Genomic DNA, 18,397 nt, shown 5'->3' with positions numbered 1-18,397 from the left:
AACCGTTCGCGCCGACGACCGGCTAGCGGTCGTGGCGACTCAGCCACTCGCCTGCCAGCTGACGGGCACGCTGGTCGGCGGCGAACACCGCGTCGAGTGACGCGACCTGCACCACAGGCTGCTGATCGAGAACGCGCTCGATCATACTCGCGATCTCCGGGAAGCGGATACGGCCGGCCAGAAACGCCTCCACAGCGACCTCGTTGGCAGCGTTGAGCACAGCCGGCGCGCTGTCGCCCGCCTCGGCCGCCTGCCGAGCGATGCGCAAACAGGGGAAACGCTGTTCATCGGGGGCTTCGAAGTCGAGCCGGGCGATGGCGAACAGGTCGAGCGGCGCCACACCGGAATCGATACGCCGCGGCCAGGCCAGAGCGTTGGCGATGGGGGTGCGCATGTCCGGGTTGCCCAGTTGCGCCAGCACCGAGCCATCGACGTAGTCGACCAGCGAATGAATGACGCTCTGTGGGTGTACCACCACCTCGACCTGGGACGGGGCTGCGTCGAATAACCAGCAGGCCTCGATCAACTCCAGCCCCTTGTTCATCATGCTCGCCGAATCGACCGAAATCTTGCGCCCCATCGACCAGTTGGGGTGCGCGCAGGCCTGCTCCGGGGTGACCTCAGCCAACTGCGCCAGCGGCGTCTGCCGGAATGGCCCACCGGATGCGGTGAGCAGAATGCGCCGCACACCGACCGCCTCAAGACCATGGGCGTAGTTGCCGGGCAGACACTGGAAAATCGCATTGTGTTCGCTGTCGATGGGCAGCAGCACCGCACCACTGCGACGCACGGCATCCATGAACAATGCGCCGGACATCACCAGCGCCTCCTTGTTGGCCAGCAACACCTTCTTGCCTGCCTCGACGGCGGCCAAGGTCGGCTTGAGACCCGCGGCGCCGACGATGGCCGCCATCACCACGTCGACCTCGGCAGCGCTGGCGATCGCGCTCAGGCCCGCCTCGCCCTCCAGCACCTCGGTACTGCAAGCGTGCTCGCGCAGGCCGGCGCGCAGTTGCGCGGCAGCAGCGGCAGTGGGAACCGCCGCGAAGCGTGGGCGATGACGCACGCACAGTTCGAGCAGTTGTTCGAGGCGCGAATAGCCACTGAGCGCGAACACCTGATACTGCTCGGCATGCCGGGCGATGACATCGAGAGTACTCAGACCGATCGAACCGGTGGCCCCCAGCACGGTGACCTGTTGCACACCACTCACATGACACCCCATTCGGCGGCCCACAGCAGTACTGCGAACATCGGGATCGCGGCGGTCAGGCTGTCGATTCGATCCAGTACGCCACCATGGCCCGGCAGCAGGTTGCTGCTGTCCTTGATGCCTTCGCGGCGCTTGAACATGCTTTCGGTAAGGTCACCCACCACCGAGGCCATCACCACCACCGCCGCACCCAGCAGGCCGAGCAGCAGGCTGCCGACACTCCAGTCGCGGTACAGGGCCACGCCCAGGGTGATCAGCAGGCTGACGGCCAGACCGCCATACACGCCCTCCCAGCTTTTCCCAGGGCTGACCTGCGGCGCCAGCTTGCGCTTGCCGAAGGCGCGCCCGGAAAAATACGCACCGATGTCGGCCGCCCATACCAGCAGCATCACTGCCAGGATCAGCCAGTTGCCTTCAGGCCAATGCTTGAGTAGCAGCAACCCCTGCCAGGCTGGCAGTAGCACCAGCAGGCCGATGAGCAAGCGGCATGCAGCGCTGGCCCACAGCTCGCTGCTGCGCGGGTAGGTCAGCACCAGCCAGGTGGCCAGGGCCCACCAGATCACCGAAGCGCCCAGCACCCAGGGCGCGAGGTCCTGCATGAGGTAGAGCAGCATCAGCGCCCCAGCCACTACGGCGGCGTAGGCGATGCGCAGCGGCTGGGCGATCAGGCCGGCCAGGCGCGCCCATTCCCAGGCGCCCAGGGTCACTACCAGACCGATGAACAGGGCAAACGCCGCGCCGTCGAGCAGGAAGAAGCCGCACAGGGCGACCGGCAGCAGGATCAATGCAGTGATGATGCGTTGCTTAAGCATTAGGCACGGGCTCCAGCTTCGACCTGCTCGCTGGTCTTACCGAAGCGGCGCTGGCGCGAGGCGAAATCGGCCAGCGCACTACGCATGGCCTCGTGTTTGAAGTCCGGCCAGTACAGGTCGGAGAAGTACAACTCGGCGTAAGCCAGCTGCCACAGCAGGAAATTGCTGATGCGATGCTCGCCGCCAGTGCGGATGCACAGGTCGGGCAATGGTTGATCGCCAGTCGACAGACAGGTCTGCAACAGCTCGGGACTGATGTCGTCGGGGCGCAGATGTCCGGCCTGAACCTCGCGCGCCAGACGCTGCGCAGCCTGGGCAATGTCCCACTGACCACCGTAGTTGGCGGCGACTTGCAGAATGAAACGACGGTTGCCCGCGGTCAGCGCTTCGGCTTCGCGCATGGCGGCTTGCAATTCGGGATGAAAACGCGATCGGTCACCGATGATGCGCAGGCAGATATGGTTCTCGTTGAGGCGTCTGGCCTCTCGGCGCAAGGCCGAGAAGAACAGCTCCATCAACGCGCCGACCTCTTCGGCCGGACGCTGCCAGTTCTCGCTGGAGAAGGCGAACAAGGTCAGCACTTCGACCTTGGCCTCGGCGCAGACCTCGATCACCGCACGGACCGCATCGACGCCGGCCTTGTGCCCGGCAACCCCGGGCAACAAGCGCTTCTTCGCCCAACGGTTGTTGCCATCCATGATGATCGCAACGTGTCGCGGCACCGAAGACGGTGCCGCCAGCTTGGTCTTTTCCATTGAAGAGCCTCGGCCTCAGACAGCCATGAGGTCCTTTTCCTTGGCTTTGACTGCAACCTCGATATCCGCGACGAACTTGTCGGTCAGCTTTTGAATATCATCCGCAGCGCGGCGCTCTTCGTCTTCGCTGATCTCTTTCTCTTTGACCAGATCCTTGAGCTGACTCATGGCATCGCGACGAATGTTGCGCACAGCCACTCGACCATCTTCCGCCGCATCACGTGCCTGCTTGGTGAAGCCTCTGCGCGTTTCTTCAGTCAGCGCAGGCATCGTGATCAACAGCAGCTCGCCCAGGTTGGTGGGGTTCAGATTGAGACCTGCACTGCCGATGGCCTTGTCGACGGCATTGAGCATGTTGCGCTCGAACGCAACGACCTGCAGTGTGCGCGAATCCTTGACGGTGATGTTCGCCACCTGCTTGATCGGCGTATCGGCGCCGTAGTAAGGCACCATCACGCCTTCCAGAATACTTGGGTGCGCTACGCCGGTACGGATACGGCTGAATGCGTGCTGAAGCGAATCCAGCGACTTGCTCATGCGTTCCTGAGCATCTTTCTTGATTTCGTTGATCATGCTTGGCCTTCCTCGATCAAGGTGCCTTCGGCGCCACCTACCACTATGTTGAGCAGCGAGCCTGGCTTGTTCATGTTGAATACGCGCAATGGCATCTTGTGGTCGCGGCACAGACAGATTGCGGTCAGGTCCATGACACCGAGCTTGCGATCCAGCACTTCGTCATAAGTGAGGTGATCGAACTTCTCGGCCAATGGATCCTTGAACGGATCGGCGGTGTACACACCGTCGACCTTGGTCGCCTTCAGCACCACATCTGCATCGATTTCGATGCCACGCAGACAGGCTGCGGAATCGGTGGTGAAGAACGGGTTGCCGGTACCGGCGGAGAAAATTACCACATCCCCCGAGTTGAGGTGGCGAATAGCTTTGCGGCGATCGTAATGATCGGTGACACCGACCATGGAAATGGCCGACATCACCAGCGCCGGGATGTTCGAACGCTCGAGGGCATCGCGCATGGCCAGGCCGTTCATGACCGTTGCCAGCATGCCCATGTGGTCACCGGTGACGCGGTCCATGCCAGCGGCACTCAGCGCTGCGCCGCGGAACAGGTTGCCGCCGCCGATCACCAGGCCCACCTGCACACCGATACCCACCAATTGCCCTACTTCCAGAGCCATGCGATCGAGCACCTTCGGATCGATGCCGAAGTCTTCGGAGCCCATCAGGGCCTCGCCGCTAAGTTTGAGCAAAATGCGTTTATAGCGAGGTTGGCGACCACTCACCTGCTGAGCCATTGCGTGTCTCTCCTGCGGCGTTTTCTAGAAATTCGTGCGGGCCGTTGCCGGCCTGCTTACTTTAGCGCGGCGCCGTTTGGGCGCCAGCGGCTCGGGATTGGATAAACCCCTGCCCGCTTTGACAAAGAGGCTGCGCGCGTGAGCGGGCAGCCTCTTCGGGGCGACAGATGTCTCTGTCTTACTGCTTGGCAGCAGCGACCTGTGCGGCAACTTCGGCAGCGAAGTCGTCGACCGGCTTCTCGATGCCTTCACCGACCTTGAAGTAGGTGAAGGAAACGATTTCAGCGCCAGCTTTCTTGGCCAGTTCGCCGACTTTGACTTCCGGGTTCATGACGAAGGCCTGCTCTTTCAGCGAGGCTTCAGCCTTGAACTTGGTGATGCGGCCGTTGATCATGTTTTCAACGATGTTTTCCGGCTTGCCGGCGATCTTGTCGGCGTTCAGTTGCAGGAACACGCTCTTCTCGCGCTCGATGGCCTCGGCGGAGATTTCCGACGAATCCAGGAACTCGGGGTTGGACGCTGCAACGTGCATGGCGATGTTTTTCGCCAGCTCGACGTCACCGCCTTGCAGAACGACGACAGCGCCGATCTTGTTGCCGTGCAGGTAGGCACCGACCACGTCGCCTTCGACGCGCGCCAGGCGACGAATGTTGACGTTTTCGCCGCACTTGGCGACCAGGGCTTCACGAGCAGCTTCGCGCGAAGCGATCAGCGGCGCGGCGTCGGTCAGCTTCTGGGCGAAGGCTTCTTCGAGGCTTTCAGCGACGAAGTTCTTGAAGTCGTCTTGCAGGGCGAGGAAGTCGGTCTGCGAGTTCACTTCCAGCAGAACGGCGGCTTTACCGTCGGTCTTGACCGCGATGGCGCCTTCAGCAGCGACGTTGCCTGCTTTCTTGGCAGCCTTGATGGCGCCCGAAGCACGCATGTCATCAATGGCTTTTTCGATGTCGCCGCCAGCCTTGGTCAGGGCTTTCTTGCAATCCATCATGCCTTCGCCGGTACGCTCGCGCAGTTCTTTGACCAGCGCTGCAGTAATTTCTGCCATTTCAAAATCCTCTTGGAAAGTTTTTCAACCATTCCACCCGCTCATCACGGGCGTTCAATTCTGCTCATCCGCTGTGTTGGTTCAGCACGCCGATGATGCGCGGGACATGCTGACAGCAGGATTTCAAGGTGGCAAAAAGGGGGCAGAGCCCCCTTTTTGCGTGCCAAGTCAGACGCGACGCGTCACTTACTCAGCAGCAGGTGCAGCCGCTTCTTCAGCGTAGACTTCGGTGCCGCCAGCAACGTTGTTGCGGCCGCGGATGATGGCGTCAGCCATCGAAGTCATGTACAGCTCGATGGCGCGGATGGCGTCGTCGTTGCCTGGGATGATGTAATCAACACCTTCCGGGCTGCTGTTGGTATCGACAACGCCGATGACCGGGATGCCCAGCTTGTTGGCTTCGGTGATAGCGATGCGCTCGTGGTCGACGTCGATCACGAACAGGGCATCAGGCAGGCCGCCCATGTCCTTGATACCACCCAGGCTGCGGTCCAGCTTTTCCAGATCACGCGAGCGCATCAGGGCTTCTTTCTTGGTCAGCTTGGCAAAGGTGCCATCTTCGGCCTGGGTTTCCAGGTCGCGCAGACGCTTGATCGAAGCACGGATGGTTTTGTAGTTGGTCAGCATGCCGCCCAACCAGCGGTGATCAACGTAGGGCGAACCGGCACGAGCAGCTTGCTCGGCGACGATCTTGCCGGCGGAACGCTTGGTGCCGACGAACATGATCTTGTTCTTGCCCTGAGCCAGACGCTCTACGAAAGCCAGAGCTTCGTTGAACATTGGCAGGGTTTTTTCCAGGTTGATGATGTGGATCTTGTTGCGCGCGCCGAAAATGTACTTGCCCATTTTCGGGTTCCAGTAACGGGTCTGGTGGCCGAAGTGCACACCGGCCTTCAGCATATCGCGCATGTTGACTTGGGACATGATAGTTCCTTGATAAGTCGGGTTGGGCCTCCACGTATCCCAATGACCAACCCGAGAATCCTGCGGATTCCGGGCACCCAGGCCATCGTGTCGACACGTGTGTGGGTTTATGCTCGCGGGGACGCCCCCGAAAGCGGCGCATGTTATACCACAGGCCTCGCGCAAACGGAACACACAACCTGACGCGCCCGTCAGGACGTTTTGCAGAGCCGGCAGTGAAGTCGCAAAATACGCCACCAGTGGCTGTTTCCGTTTCATCGCAACCACGCCCTGCCGCTCTGGTAGAATCGCCCCTTTCCCGTTCGCCTGCGCCCAGCCCGCGCCGTAGAGAGCCTGTAATGACCGTCACCATCAAAACCGCAGAAGACATCGAAAAGATGCGCGTCGCTGGCCGCCTGGCCGCCGACGTGCTGGAAATGATCGAGCCGCACGTCAAGCCCGGTGTCACCACCGAAGAGCTCGACCGTCTCTGCCACGACTACATCGTCAACGTGCAGCAGGCCATCCCGGCACCGCTCAATTACAAAGGCTTTCCCAAGTCCATCTGCACCTCGATCAACCACGTGGTGTGCCACGGCATTCCGGCCGACAAGCCGCTGAAGAACGGCGACACCCTGAACATCGATGTCACCGTCATCAAGGATGGCTACCACGGCGATACCAGCCGCATGTTCCATGTCGGCACCGTCGCGCCGTGGGCCGAGCGCCTGTCGCAGGTCACCCAGGAATGCCTGTACAAGGCCATCGAGCTGGTCAAACCTGGCTGCACCCTGGGCGACATCGGCGAAGTGATCCAGAAACATGCCGAGAAGAACGGCTTCTCGGTGGTCCGCGATTTCTGCGGCCATGGCATCGGCAAGGTGTTCCATGAAGAGCCGCAGATCGTCCACTACGGCAAGGCCGGCGAAGGCATGGCGCTGCGCGAAGGCATGACCTTCACCATCGAACCGATGATCAACCAGGGCAAGGCCGACACCAAGGTGCTCGGCGATGGCTGGACCGCCATCACCAAGGACCGCAAGCTCTCGGCGCAGTGGGAGCACACCCTGGTGGTGACCGCGACCGGCTACGAGATCTTCACCCTGCGCAAGGACGACACCATTCCTCGCACCTCCGCCTGACCCCGGCCAGGCCCTTCCAGCACAGGAACGCGATTCGATGCCCCAGGTGGACCCCGAGCTGTTCGACCGTGGCCAGTTCCAGGCGGAGCTGGCGCTCAAGACAAGCCCCATCGCGGCTTTCAAGAAGGCTATTCGCCAGGCCAGTGAGGTGCTCGACCGGCGCTTTCGCGAAGGCCGCGACATTCGCCGGCTGATCGAAGACCGCGCCTGGCTGGTAGACAACGTGTTGCAGCAGGCCTGGCTGCAGTTCGACTGGGGAGAGACCAGCGGCATCGCACTGGTGGCGGTCGGCGGTTATGGCCGTGGCGAACTGCATCCGCACTCCGACATCGACCTGCTGATTCTGCTTGGCGGCGCGCACCACGAGCAGTACCGCGAGGCCATCGAGCGCTTCCTGACCCTGCTGTGGGATATCGGCCTGGAAGTCGGGCAAAGCGTGCGCAGCATCGAAGAATGCGCCGAACAGGCCGAGGCCGACCTCACGATCATCACCAACCTGATGGAAAGCCGCACCATCGCTGGCCCCGAGGCTCTGCGCCGGCGCATGCTCGAGGCCACCAGTACTGAGCACCTGTGGCCGAGCAAGGCCTTCTTCCTGGCCAAGCGCGCCGAGCTGCAGGCTCGTCACCACAAGTACAACGACACCGAATACAACCTCGAACCCAACGTCAAGGGCTCGCCCGGCGGTCTGCGCGATATCCAGACCGTGCTGTGGGTGGCGCGTCGTCAGTACGGCACGCTCAACCTGCACGCACTGGCCGGCGAAGGGTTTCTGCTGGAGAGCGAGAACGAGCTGCTGGCCTCGTCCCAAGCGTTTCTGTGGAAGGTGCGTTACGCCCTGCACATGCTCGCCGGGCGCGCCGAAGACCGTTTGCTGTTCGATCACCAGCGCAGCGTCGCCGCGCTGCTCGGCTACAGCGACGAGAGCCCCAAGCAGGCCATCGAGCAGTTCATGCAGCAGTACTACCGGGTGGTGATGAGCATTAGCCAGCTGTGCGACCTGATCATCCAGCACTTCGAAGAAGTCATCCTCGCCGACGAAGACAGCGGCACCACGCAACCGCTGAACGCGCGCTTCCGCCTGCACGATGGCTATATCGAAGCCGCCCACGCCAACGTGTTCAAGCGTACACCGTTCGCCATGCTGGAAATCTTCGTGCTGATGGCCCAGCACCCGGAAATCAAAGGGGTACGCGCCGACACCGTGCGCCTGCTACGCGAAAGCCGGCACCTGATCGACGACAGTTTCCGCAGCGACATCCGCAACACCAGCCTGTTCATCGAGCTGTTCAAGTGCGAGGTGGGCATCCACCGCAACCTGCGGCGCATGAACCGTTACGGCATCCTCGGCCGCTACCTGCCGGAGTTCGGCTTCATCGTGGGGCAAATGCAGCACGACCTGTTCCACATCTATACGGTCGATGCGCACACGCTCAATCTGATCAAGCACCTGCGCAAGCTCAGCTATACCCCGGTCTCCGAGAAATTCCCGCTGGCCAGCAAACTCATGGGGCGTTTGCCCAAGCCTGAGCTGATCTATCTGGCCGGGCTGTATCACGACATCGGCAAGGGCCGTCAGGGCGATCACTCCGATCTGGGCGCGATAGACGCACAGGCCTTCGCCGAACGCCACCAACTGCCGACCTGGGACACCCGGCTGATCGTCTGGCTGGTGCAGAACCATCTGATGATGTCCACCACCGCCCAGCGCAAGGACCTCTCCGACCCGCAGGTGATCAACGACTTCGCCCTGCTGGTGGGCGACGAGACGCGCCTCGATTACCTCTATGTGCTGACCGTGGCCGACATCAACGCCACCAACCCGAGCCTGTGGAACTCCTGGCGCGCCAGCCTGCTGCGCCAGCTCTACAGCGAGACCAAGCGCGCCCTGCGCCGCGGCCTGGAAAACCCGCTCGACCGTGAAGAACTGATTCGCCAGACGCAAAGCTCGGCGCTGGACATTCTGATTCGCGAAGGCACCGACCCCGATGACGTCGAGCAGTTGTGGTCGCAACTGGGCGACGATTACTTCCTGCGCCATACCGCAGCCGATGTCGCCTGGCACACCGATGCGATCCTGCAGCAGCCGGCCGATGGCGGCCCGCTGGTGCTTATCAAGGAAACCACCCAGCGCGAATTCGAGGGCGGCACGCAGATCTTCATCTATGCACCCGACCAGCACGACTTCTTCGCAGTGACGGTGGCCGCCATGGCCCAGCTCAACCTGAACATCCATGACGCGCGCATCATCACCTCGAGCAGCCAGTTCACCCTCGACACCTACATCGTGCTGGACAACGACGGCGGCTCGATCGGCGACAACCCGCAGCGCGTGCGGCAGATTCGCGACGGCCTGAGCGAGGCGCTGCGCACCCCAGAGGACTATCCGACGATCATCCAGCGCCGCGTGCCGCGCCAGCTCAAGCACTTTACCTTCGCGCCGCAGGTGACCATCCACAATGATGCCCAGCGGCCGGTGACCATCCTCGAAATCACTGCTCCCGACCGCCCGGGCCTGCTCGCGCGGCTGGGGCGGATTTTCCTGGAGTTCGACCTTTCACTGCAAAACGCCAAGATCGCCACGCTGGGCGAGCGCGTCGAAGACGTGTTCTTCGTCACCGACGCCGACAACCAGCCGCTGTCCGATCCGCAGCTATGCCTGCGCTTGCAGGAAGCCATCATTCAGCAGTTGCAGGCCGGCCAGGCCAGCGACGCCAGCCCTGCCCGGGTGAACTTCTAACGATTGCCGAGACCTTGCGCCGATGAACCCAGCGTTGACCCAGCTCCAGCCCTACCCGTTCGAGAAACTGCGTGCCCTGCTCGGCAGCGTCACGCCTGCCGCCGACAAGCGCGCCATCGCCCTGTCGATCGGCGAGCCGAAACACGCATCGCCCGCGTTCGTCGCCCAGGCCATGAGCGACAACCTCGACAAGCTGGCGGTGTACCCCAGCACCCTCGGCCTGCCGGCGCTACGCCAGAGCATCGGCCAGTGGTGCGAGCGGCGCTTCGGTGTGCCGGCCGGCTGGCTGCAGGCCGACCAGCACATCCTGCCGGTCAATGGCACCCGTGAAGCGCTGTTCGCCTTCACCCAGGCAGTGGTCGACCGCAGCGCCGATGGCCTGGTGGTCAGCCCCAATCCGTTCTATCAGATCTACGAAGGCGCAGCCCTGCTCGCCGGTGCCACCCCGCACTACCTGCCATGCCTTGAAGACAACGGCTTCAACCCGGATTTCGCGGCCGTACCGGCCGAGGTCTGGCAGCGCTGCCAGATTCTGTTCCTCTGCTCACCGGGCAACCCCACAGGCGCACTGGTGCCGCTGGAGACGTTGAAAACGCTGATCGCCCTGGCTGACCAATACGATTTCGTCATCGCCGCAGACGAATGCTACAGCGAGCTGTACTTCGACGAAGATGCACCGCCGCCGGGCCTGCTCAGCGCCTGCGCAGAACTGGGTCGCAGTGATTTCAAACGCTGCGTGGTGTTCCACAGCCTGTCCAAGCGCTCCAACCTGCCGGGGCTGCGCTCAGGCTTCGTCGCAGGCGACGCCGAGATCATCAAGCCATTCCTGCTCTACCGCACCTACCACGGCTGCGCGATGCCGGTGCAGACGCAACTGGCGAGCATCGCCGCCTGGCAGGACGAAGCCCACGTACGCGACAACCGCGACCAATACCGCGCCAAGTACGACGCTGTGCTGCAGATTTTGCAACCGGTGATGGACGTGCAGCGCCCAGACGGCAGCTTCTACCTGTGGGCCAAGGTGCCGGGCTGCGATGCCGAGTTCACCCGTGATCTGTTCGCAGCCGAGCACGTTACCGTGGTGCCGGGCTCGTACCTGTCGCGCGAGGTCGACGGGGTCAATCCAGGTGCTGGCCGTGTGCGCATGGCCCTGGTTGCGCCGCTGGCCGAGTGCATCGAGGCGGCCGAGCGCATTCGTCACTTCCTCAGCCAGCGCTGAGCAGCGCTGCGGGCCTGCCCTACGCGGCAGGCCCCGATAGCCAACGCCGCCGTGGGTTCAGCCAACCGCCCCGAGGTTGGCTTCGCTCATGTCCAGCTCGCTCAAGACCTTGCGCACCACGTCATCGCCGATCAGGTGCTTGCGGTGCAGGCGGTACAGTTCAAGGCGCTGCGCCCGTAGCGCCTTGAGCCGCAGCCGCCGTTCGAGCAGCTCCATCTGCTCGGCCAGCGCCCGCGCCTCGGCGGTGTCATCGTAGCTTTCCAGCTCATTGCGGTACTCGGCCATCAAGCGCCCTTTCAGCTCGGTGGCCATCGCCGCCTGCGCCGCATCCTGAGGCGCCTCGGCGTCTACCACATCCTCGGCTTCCAAGGCATGAATGGCCGCTTCTGCAGTGAGTTTCCAGGCTTGCTGCACCTCGCGCTGCAGGGTTTCGTCGGCGCTCTGGCTGACCCCACGCAGCAACAGCGGCAACGACACACAAGCCGATACCAGCGACAGCAGAATCACTCCGGCGGCGATGAAGATCAGCAGGTCGCGCTCGGGGAACGCGGTACCCGCGCCAATCAGTAACGGCACCGACATCACACCGGCCAGGGTCACTGCGCCGCGCACCCCGCCCAGCGTCAGCAGCCAGCAGGAGCGCGCCGTGGGCAGCAGCACCAGCTCAGGCTTGCCACGCCAGCGACGGATCACGCCGATGGCCCGCCAGATGCTTTGCACCCAGATGAAGCGCAGCAGGATCAGCACCGCAAAGATCGCCAGCACGTCGAGGCAGCGGTAGGCCAGGGTTGGCCACAAGGTGGTTTCATGACTGACTGCGGCCTTGACGATATCCGGCAGTTGCAAGCCCAACAGCAGGAAGATCAGGCCATTGAAAGCGAATTCCAGCAGCGACCAGACGCTGCGGTTGAGCAGGCGCGTGCTGGTCTGGCGCGGCAGCAGGTCGAGCCAGCTCTGCATCATGCCCGCTGCCACCGCCGAGAGAATGCCCGAGGCACCGAGGCGCTCGGCCAGCACATAGGCGGCGAACGGCAGCAGCAGCATGAACACCACGTGGGTGGCCGGATCGTCCCAGCCGCGGGCGATCATCCACCTGCGCAGACGGCCCACCAACCAGCTCAGCGCCACACCCACCGCCAGGCCGCCCAAGGCCACCAGCACGAAGGTCAGGCTCGCCTCAGTAAGGGAAAACACACCGGTGATGGCCGCGGCCAGGGCGAATTTGAACGTCACCAGGCCCGATGCGTCGTTGAGCAAGGCCTCGCCCTGCAACATGTGCATCAGGGGCGTCGGCAGCCGCCCCTGGGTGATCGCTGAAACTGCCACCGCATCGGTCGGCGACAGCACCGCGGCCAGGGCGAAGGCCACCGGCAAGGGAATGCTCGGCAGAATCCAGTGAATGAAGTAACCGGCACCGACCACGGTGAACAGCACCAGCCCTACCGCCAACGCCACCACCGGACCGCGCAGGCGCCACAGCTCGCGCTTGGGCATGCGCCAGCCACACCCCAGTTTAGGAGGCCTTGAATCGTACTCCATTCTGTGCTGCCATTATGGACACCTCAGGAGGAGCCAAAATGTCCGTCGAACCCATCCAGCTCAATATCCTCAAGCTACGGCGACTAGCGCTAAGCACAGCGATGACGCGTGATGCTGACGGGCACCCGCTTCCCAGGACAGCTGGAGAGCCTTTTCCCTTCGCGAGCTGGCTAGGAGAAGAGCTACCGGAGTACACCCATTACCCTGCCCTCCTGATGAGCAATGGCGCTCCTTGGCATCACGGAAATTTGTATCTCCTCAGCAAAATCGAAGCGAGCCATCACAACGGCACGGTGGACGCCCAGACGCTGATGACCATCGCTCGCGAACTACGCCTATTCATGGCCGAAATGAACGACGCAGGGCTAAATTACCTTGAGTTCCCGACTCGCAAACTCAGAAGACCGACTTACTATTACGCCGCCTTACTGAACAGGAAAGTTGACGCGGGAGAGATGGGGGAGTCCACCAAAGAAAAGAAATTAGGATGCGTTTTTGGATTCTACACTTGGCTTCGTAGACAGCACGACTTCTCACCAGAAAACTCGCTCTGGGACGAAACCACGAAGATAGTTAGCTATCTGGATGACAAAGGTTTTGAGCATCAAAAAGTCATAACAAAAAACAGCCTAAGAGGCTCCAAGTCGACAATTGCAAAATCCTCCGAGGACGGAACTATTAACGATGGTGGAGTTCTGCGACCACACACCCGAGAGGAACAGCTGAACCTCATTAACTGCCTTCTTCAGACAGGCAATACTGAACTACAGTTGATGTGCGTAATTAGCCTCATTAGTGGTGGACGAATTCAGACCGTTTTGACGCTGAGAACCCACCATATTCGTCGAGACGCAAAGGAAAACGGCACTAGGAAATTTGCACTGCCAGTAGGGCGGGGGACTGGTATTGACACAAAGAAAAGCAAGAGACATGTACTCTACATTCCTGAGTGGTTACATTATCGACTTGCTGTATACATCGATTCGCCTAGATACCTAATGCGAAAAAACAAGGCGTCGGCTAGCGTCCAAGAGAACGATTATATTTTTATCACCAATGACGGCATCCCATATTATTCAGCGAAAGATGATGCCGCGACGGCTGATTATACGAACATACCCAAAGGTGATGCGCTTAGACAAACCATACGCCGAGAGCTTCAGCCCCTTCTCGATCAGTGCCCCACTCCCTTTAAATTTCGCTTCCACGATCTGAGAGCCACCTTTGGAATGAACTACGCAGAGGATCTCTGGGCGAGAATCAATAAGGACGAATTGAGCTTTATTAGCGCCTTAAATAATCTTAAGGACAGAATGGGGCACTCAAAAATTGAGACAACTCTACTATACCTGAATTACCGAATTACTTCTGCAGATTTGAACGCCGGCTACGAGGCCATTGAAACCACGCTGATGGAATCATTCTAGATGGCCAAGCAAACTTATTACAAAAAACTAATTGAATTCAGCCCAGCCCATCATGGGCTAGCGGACATTGAGGATTTAATCAACACCCTTAACCTCACAAAATCATACCTAGTATTTGAAGATGTCAAGCTGCCCACCTACCTTTTCGCTTTTGAGGCTGCGGACAATCAAAGGCCTTCGAGCCCCTCTAGATTCAACGCAGTAAGAAGACTACTGGTTTCAATTTCCATATCGTTTCTGACAGGCGCCCACAGGCCTAAGTCATTACCCGGTATCGTCTCCAATCTCTGCAACCTAGTAAGATGGGCTGACAACAATAATCTTCCTGACCTAATGTCAAACGCAACTTCCTACAAAAATGCGGTTGACAGCCGGGTGAGCCACCTGCGCAAAGAACTGCTGAATGGGAAATTAGGTGAGCATACGGTGGCCACTGAAACAACTCACTGCATGATGGGAGGTTCCTGGATATTTGATTTGCCCATGTCATATTTTCAGGAGGGCGTCAAACGCATCAAACGATCCAGAAAGAACCTTGACTCAATCACCGAGCCACCCTCTTATCATGACATAAAGGAATCCTACGCTCTAAACATAAAGCTGTTTGATCAGCTCACCGACTTTCTCATAAATAAAAGATCATTTCCGCATCAGATTACGTTACCCAGGGAAAAAGTCTGGGTTTTACCCAACAAATCTTGGGGCGCCACGGAGTGCATGTTCGCGAATCTTCCCGAATGGGGAAAGAGCAAATTCTGGAATTACAAGACGGGACAAATCTATTCGTTAGAGGAGGCTACCCAATGGGCATTCACCTCTTCGGAACGACCAACAGATCGGTGCATTGGGAAGTTAGAGAAAGAGAGCCTCAAGCTCAAAGAAGCCAATAGTGACTTTTCCTGCTGGCAACGGGTGACCCTGGCTCAATGGGCGCATGATGCCTACCTAACAGTGTTTACGGCAAACACCTCGGCCAACGAAGAATCCATTATATCATTTACTTGGGACGACTCCCTACTACTCAAGGATTGCATTTACAGGAAGACCCCTAAGCTACGCACCATAAAGTATCGGGCCCATGGCAAAGAGGTTTCCTTTGAAATCAGAGCCAAGACTCTTAGCTCATTTGAAAAATTTCTGGAGCTACGAAAGTTTTTGCTCAACGGAAGAGAGCACAAATATCTTTTTCTTTCTCTGTATCGGAACAACGAAGTCCGGCGCCTTCCCGTTAATGCTTTACGCCGGCACTACCGGCGCATCCAGGCCCAGCTTTATCCAGATTTTGTAGGCATTGATTACCGCGAGTGGCGAGCGATTAACGGAAGTACCGCCTTCGATGCTGTTGGCGCCGAAACCGCTTCGACCATACTTCAAAATTCGCCAAGGAGCGTCATCAGAAGCTATTCGAAGGGAACCTTTGAAAACTGGGAGAAGGATTTTTCGGAATACTTCAACGCCTTCTCGAAAGAATTCAGAAAGTTCAAAAAGAAAGCCATCCCAATTGGCCATTGTAACGCTGAAAACGACCCGAAGTCGTTAATACCGACAGTATCTCTTCAACCGGACTGCTTACATTTCGAAGGGTGTCTGAACTGTGATAAGTTTTCGCTGCATGCAGACGCCGAGGACATCCGTAAAATTATCAGCATGCAATATGTGATTCTTGCTTCCGAACCAGCAGCCAAGTCAAAAGAGAGCTTCGATTACGCTTTCTCCGGGCTGCTACGCAAAGTCGACTGGATACTCACAGAAATATCTTCGATCGACGAAGCCCGGAATAAACTTGTCCAAGATATCCGGCATGACGTTTTTCAGCACGAGGCGATTACGGAATACTGGCAGTTCAAACTCGATATGCTTGTCCAGATGGAGGTCATACAGTGAGCAGGGCAAATACCAAACGCAAGACCGAACTGACTGGGGCGTCGCTGGTATATGCGTCTGCCGAGGGGTTTGATTTTTTCAACCCTGACCCTGACTTCGTAATGACTTATGACAGAGAGGGTCAGCCGCTATCCAGATTCGTTAATAACTACTGGAGCTACGCGGCTTACTCCCCTACTGCTAACGGCCCCAATAATTGCTGGTTTCAAAGGCCAGAATCACCAAAATCTCTAGAGTGGGATGCCCTGACCCACCAGCAGAAGACAATATTGGCCGCAATCCAGTTATCGAAATTCTCGCCATGGCACGAGCACCTGTCCGCCGCCTACATGCATACAGCAAATGGTGTTTTGAACCGTTTGAAGAAGCGTTGCTTCGAATCAGGTCTCAACTTGTACGAGGTACTGTCCGACGCAAGCGTGCTTACCAAGATCACTAAAGGATTATATGCCGGCGATCTCGCAACACTCCGAGGCATTCTGACTAGGCTCAGTGGGGCCACCATAGAGAATTTCGGCCATTATTTTAATGCCGGACAAGTCATCCCATATCTGAAATCTCCGAAGCAAGAAGGTTTTCAACACCCCGTCATTCCATCACGAATACTTTTCGAAAAGCTGACCTCCATTCAAGAGGTAATTGACGACTACCTTCGAAACGAAGAAGCGATTGTTCGCGTCAATAACATCTCACTTCTTTGTCATTCCTACCTCACCGGCTATGAGTGGCATTACGATGTGCCGGACACAATGGTGAAATCTGCAACTAACTTTCAGCGTGTCGCCATTGAACTCGGGCTAACTGAACTGACAGAAAAATACAATATTAATTCTGCCGCCAGCCTAAGCGGTTTCCTCGGCCTGGTACAGTACTGCGCGTCACTCCAGGTAATGGCATATTCCGGTATGCGCCGAGGCGAAGCCCAGAGCTTGAAGTATAATTGCTTGAGGGTTAAGAAGCGTCCCTATGGAAGAATCCGGCACCTAATCGGGATCAGTACGAAGTTAACACGACATCGCTTCTTAACCTCTTGGATCACCTGCAAACACGTGGTTCCAGCGATTAAGGCCAGTCAGTCTATTTGCCGGCTCGCAGCACGAGCGCTTTATATCGAAGACTCAGATCTCGATGACCTACCCCTGTTTATTAGCAGGAGTTATCTGAATTTCAGTACACTCAATTCGCGATCTGAGCAATCCATTGTTGGGGACTACAAAGTCTCCAAGCTCAACTCAATCGACCACGATTCAGATCTACCGCCAATCATCATTCAGCAAGCCGATCTGGACGAATTGAAAGAGGTTGCACCATTCCAGGACTGGGACATTGGTGGAAACTTTGCAGTCGGGCAACCCTGGCCATTTACGTTGCACCAGCTACGGCGCTCCCTAGCAGTTTACGCTGCTAAAAGTGGCTTGGTACGGCACTCCTCACTCAGAAGGCAGCTCAAGCACCTCTCGGTAGAAATGTCTCTTTATTATGCTCGCGGCTCGTCCAGGGTGCGTAGCGTTTTTAACCCGTCGCCTGACCATATCATGCACGACTTTTCAAAAGACAACCTGGCGGAGCTGGACTCTATCATGTACATCAGGGATGTTCTTATGCGTCATGATGAGGTCAAAGGAGGACACGCTAAGGTGTTACACGCAGAAGGTTATGGGGCGCCGATCCTGATCACGCTCTCGGACAAAGAAAAGACTCTATCTGAATTCAAAAATGGTAGGAAAGCGTGGCGCCCGACTTTTACAGGCGGGTGTACGAGTATCAATGGTTGTGAAATGGTAGCACACCCTACCCTAACACGATGCGTGTCGGGCAATGGATGCCCCGACGCTGCGATACTTCCTGACAAGATAAAATCTGTTATGACTCAGCAACAGAAACTCATTTCTGTTCTGGACGTAACCTCTTTAGAGTATCGCTCAGAGATCGCACAACTTAACGACTTAGAGCGAATCTACGCAGAGGTCACCCAGTGATCGAGAACACTAGAAAGCATGGCCACTACTACCAAGCAATAAGCCGAATGCTTAGCAACACCACTATAGTTGTGCCTAAAGGTACTGTGATAAACAATGACTCCGTTGCCGTCGAGGCAGGACGTAAGCCTGGTGCAATAAAAAGCGGCAGAGAGTCCAACACCCTGTTGATCCAAGCCATTGATGAGGCCCGTGCAATCCAGGCGAGCACCTTAAAAAAAACTAAGCCTGCAGTGAAAAAGGACTACAAATCTGAAGCAGAACATCAACGCGCATTACTAGAAGCTTCAATTGGCCGTGAGATAATGCTCCACAACAAGCTCCACGAGCTTGAGGCTGAGTTGCAGCTATACAAATCGTCCAAAATTGTCCGACTACCTACTCGCAATGATAAAGGCGGTAAGTCGTGATATGCCTGAGTGACATCTG

Annotated in this window: 14 protein-coding genes and 1 pseudogene; 7 read left to right on the top strand and 8 right to left on the bottom strand. The window is 58.3% G+C overall.

Annotated elements, in window-relative coordinates; genetic code table 11:
* Nucleotides 1-22: 22 nt before the first annotated feature.
* The 7 genes from ispC to rpsB all read right to left on the bottom strand — a co-directional run bounded on the left by ispC (nucleotide 23) and on the right by rpsB (nucleotide 6,059).
* On the bottom strand, nucleotides 23-1,225 hold the full coding sequence (ispC, locus tag H618_RS0120320) for a 1-deoxy-D-xylulose-5-phosphate reductoisomerase (protein WP_425414208.1): 1,203 nt from the start codon (nucleotides 1,223-1,225) through the stop codon (nucleotides 23-25).
* Nucleotides 1,210-2,025 carry a phosphatidate cytidylyltransferase gene (locus H618_RS0120315; RefSeq protein WP_028696806.1) on the bottom strand — a complete coding sequence of 272 codons (816 nt, stop codon included), beginning with the start codon at nucleotides 2,023-2,025 and terminating at the stop codon, nucleotides 1,210-1,212. Before H618_RS0120315 ends, ispC begins: the two co-directional genes overlap by 16 nt.
* A complete protein-coding gene (gene uppS, locus H618_RS0120310; RefSeq protein WP_028696805.1) occupies nucleotides 2,025-2,780 on the bottom strand; it encodes a polyprenyl diphosphate synthase in 756 nt (251 codons plus the stop codon). The genes H618_RS0120315 and uppS overlap by 1 nt, the downstream gene beginning before the upstream one ends.
* A gap of 15 nt (nucleotides 2,781-2,795) precedes the next feature.
* Nucleotides 2,796-3,353, bottom strand: coding sequence for a ribosome recycling factor (gene frr / locus H618_RS0120305; RefSeq protein ID WP_028696804.1), 558 nt, complete (start codon nucleotides 3,351-3,353; stop codon nucleotides 2,796-2,798).
* Nucleotides 3,350-4,093 carry a UMP kinase gene (gene pyrH / locus H618_RS0120300; RefSeq protein WP_028696803.1) on the bottom strand — a complete coding sequence of 248 codons (744 nt, stop codon included), beginning with the start codon at nucleotides 4,091-4,093 and terminating at the stop codon, nucleotides 3,350-3,352. The genes frr and pyrH overlap by 4 nt, the downstream gene beginning before the upstream one ends.
* Before the next feature lie 178 nt (nucleotides 4,094-4,271).
* Nucleotides 4,272-5,135 carry a translation elongation factor Ts gene (gene tsf, locus H618_RS0120295; protein WP_028696802.1) on the bottom strand — a complete coding sequence of 288 codons (864 nt, stop codon included), beginning with the start codon at nucleotides 5,133-5,135 and terminating at the stop codon, nucleotides 4,272-4,274.
* A gap of 186 nt (nucleotides 5,136-5,321) precedes the next feature.
* Complete coding sequence (gene rpsB, locus H618_RS0120290) at nucleotides 5,322-6,059, bottom strand: 30S ribosomal protein S2 (protein WP_027595792.1); 738 nt, start codon at nucleotides 6,057-6,059, stop codon at nucleotides 5,322-5,324.
* A gap of 338 nt (nucleotides 6,060-6,397) precedes the next feature.
* Between rpsB and map the strand changes: the two genes are divergently transcribed.
* The 3 genes from map to dapC are packed head-to-tail and all read left to right on the top strand — an operon-like array spanning nucleotide 6,398 to nucleotide 11,139.
* Complete coding sequence (gene map / locus H618_RS0120285; RefSeq protein ID WP_028696801.1) at nucleotides 6,398-7,180, top strand: type I methionyl aminopeptidase; 783 nt, start codon at nucleotides 6,398-6,400, stop codon at nucleotides 7,178-7,180.
* Nucleotides 7,181-7,217: 37 nt separating this feature from the next.
* Nucleotides 7,218-9,920, top strand: a complete 2,703-nt coding sequence (locus tag H618_RS0120280; protein WP_028696800.1) for a [protein-PII] uridylyltransferase — start codon at nucleotides 7,218-7,220, stop codon at nucleotides 9,918-9,920.
* Nucleotides 9,921-9,942: 22 nt separating this feature from the next.
* Entirely contained in the window at nucleotides 9,943-11,139 is a 1,197-nt protein-coding gene (dapC, locus tag H618_RS0120275) for a succinyldiaminopimelate transaminase (protein WP_028696799.1), read from the top strand.
* Nucleotides 11,140-11,196: 57 nt separating this feature from the next.
* Here the strand turns inward: dapC and H618_RS22015 are convergent.
* Nucleotides 11,197-12,660: pseudogene (locus tag H618_RS22015) on the bottom strand (Na+/H+ antiporter); the annotation flags it as partial.
* A 56-nt stretch (nucleotides 12,661-12,716) separates the two neighbouring features.
* Between H618_RS22015 and H618_RS0120265 the strand changes: the two are divergent.
* From H618_RS0120265 to H618_RS22875, 4 genes are read left to right on the top strand one after another with little or no spacing between them, the layout of a single operon-like run.
* Nucleotides 12,717-14,105, top strand: coding sequence for a site-specific integrase (locus H618_RS0120265; RefSeq protein WP_028696798.1), 1,389 nt, complete (start codon nucleotides 12,717-12,719; stop codon nucleotides 14,103-14,105).
* The gene (locus H618_RS0120260) at nucleotides 14,106-15,989 is read left to right on the top strand and encodes a hypothetical protein (RefSeq protein WP_154660701.1); all 1,884 of its coding nucleotides are present in this window, start codon (nucleotides 14,106-14,108) and stop codon (nucleotides 15,987-15,989) included. It abuts the gene before it with no gap.
* Nucleotides 15,986-17,968: a hypothetical protein gene (locus H618_RS0120255; RefSeq protein WP_028696796.1), complete on the top strand. Its 1,983-nt coding sequence runs from the start codon at nucleotides 15,986-15,988 to the stop codon at nucleotides 17,966-17,968. The genes H618_RS0120260 and H618_RS0120255 overlap by 4 nt, the downstream gene beginning before the upstream one ends.
* Nucleotides 17,969-18,015: 47 nt before the next feature.
* Nucleotides 18,016-18,378 (top strand): hypothetical protein, encoded by a 363-nt coding sequence (locus tag H618_RS22875; protein ID WP_154660700.1) that lies wholly within the window; start codon nucleotides 18,016-18,018, stop codon nucleotides 18,376-18,378.
* Nucleotides 18,379-18,397 lie beyond the last annotated feature (19 nt).

Source organism: Pseudomonas cremoricolorata DSM 17059 = NBRC 16634 (assembly GCF_000425745.1).
Lineage (GTDB): Bacteria > Pseudomonadota > Gammaproteobacteria > Pseudomonadales > Pseudomonadaceae > Aquipseudomonas > Aquipseudomonas cremoricolorata.
This window is presented reverse-complemented; position numbering and strand designations above follow the sequence as displayed.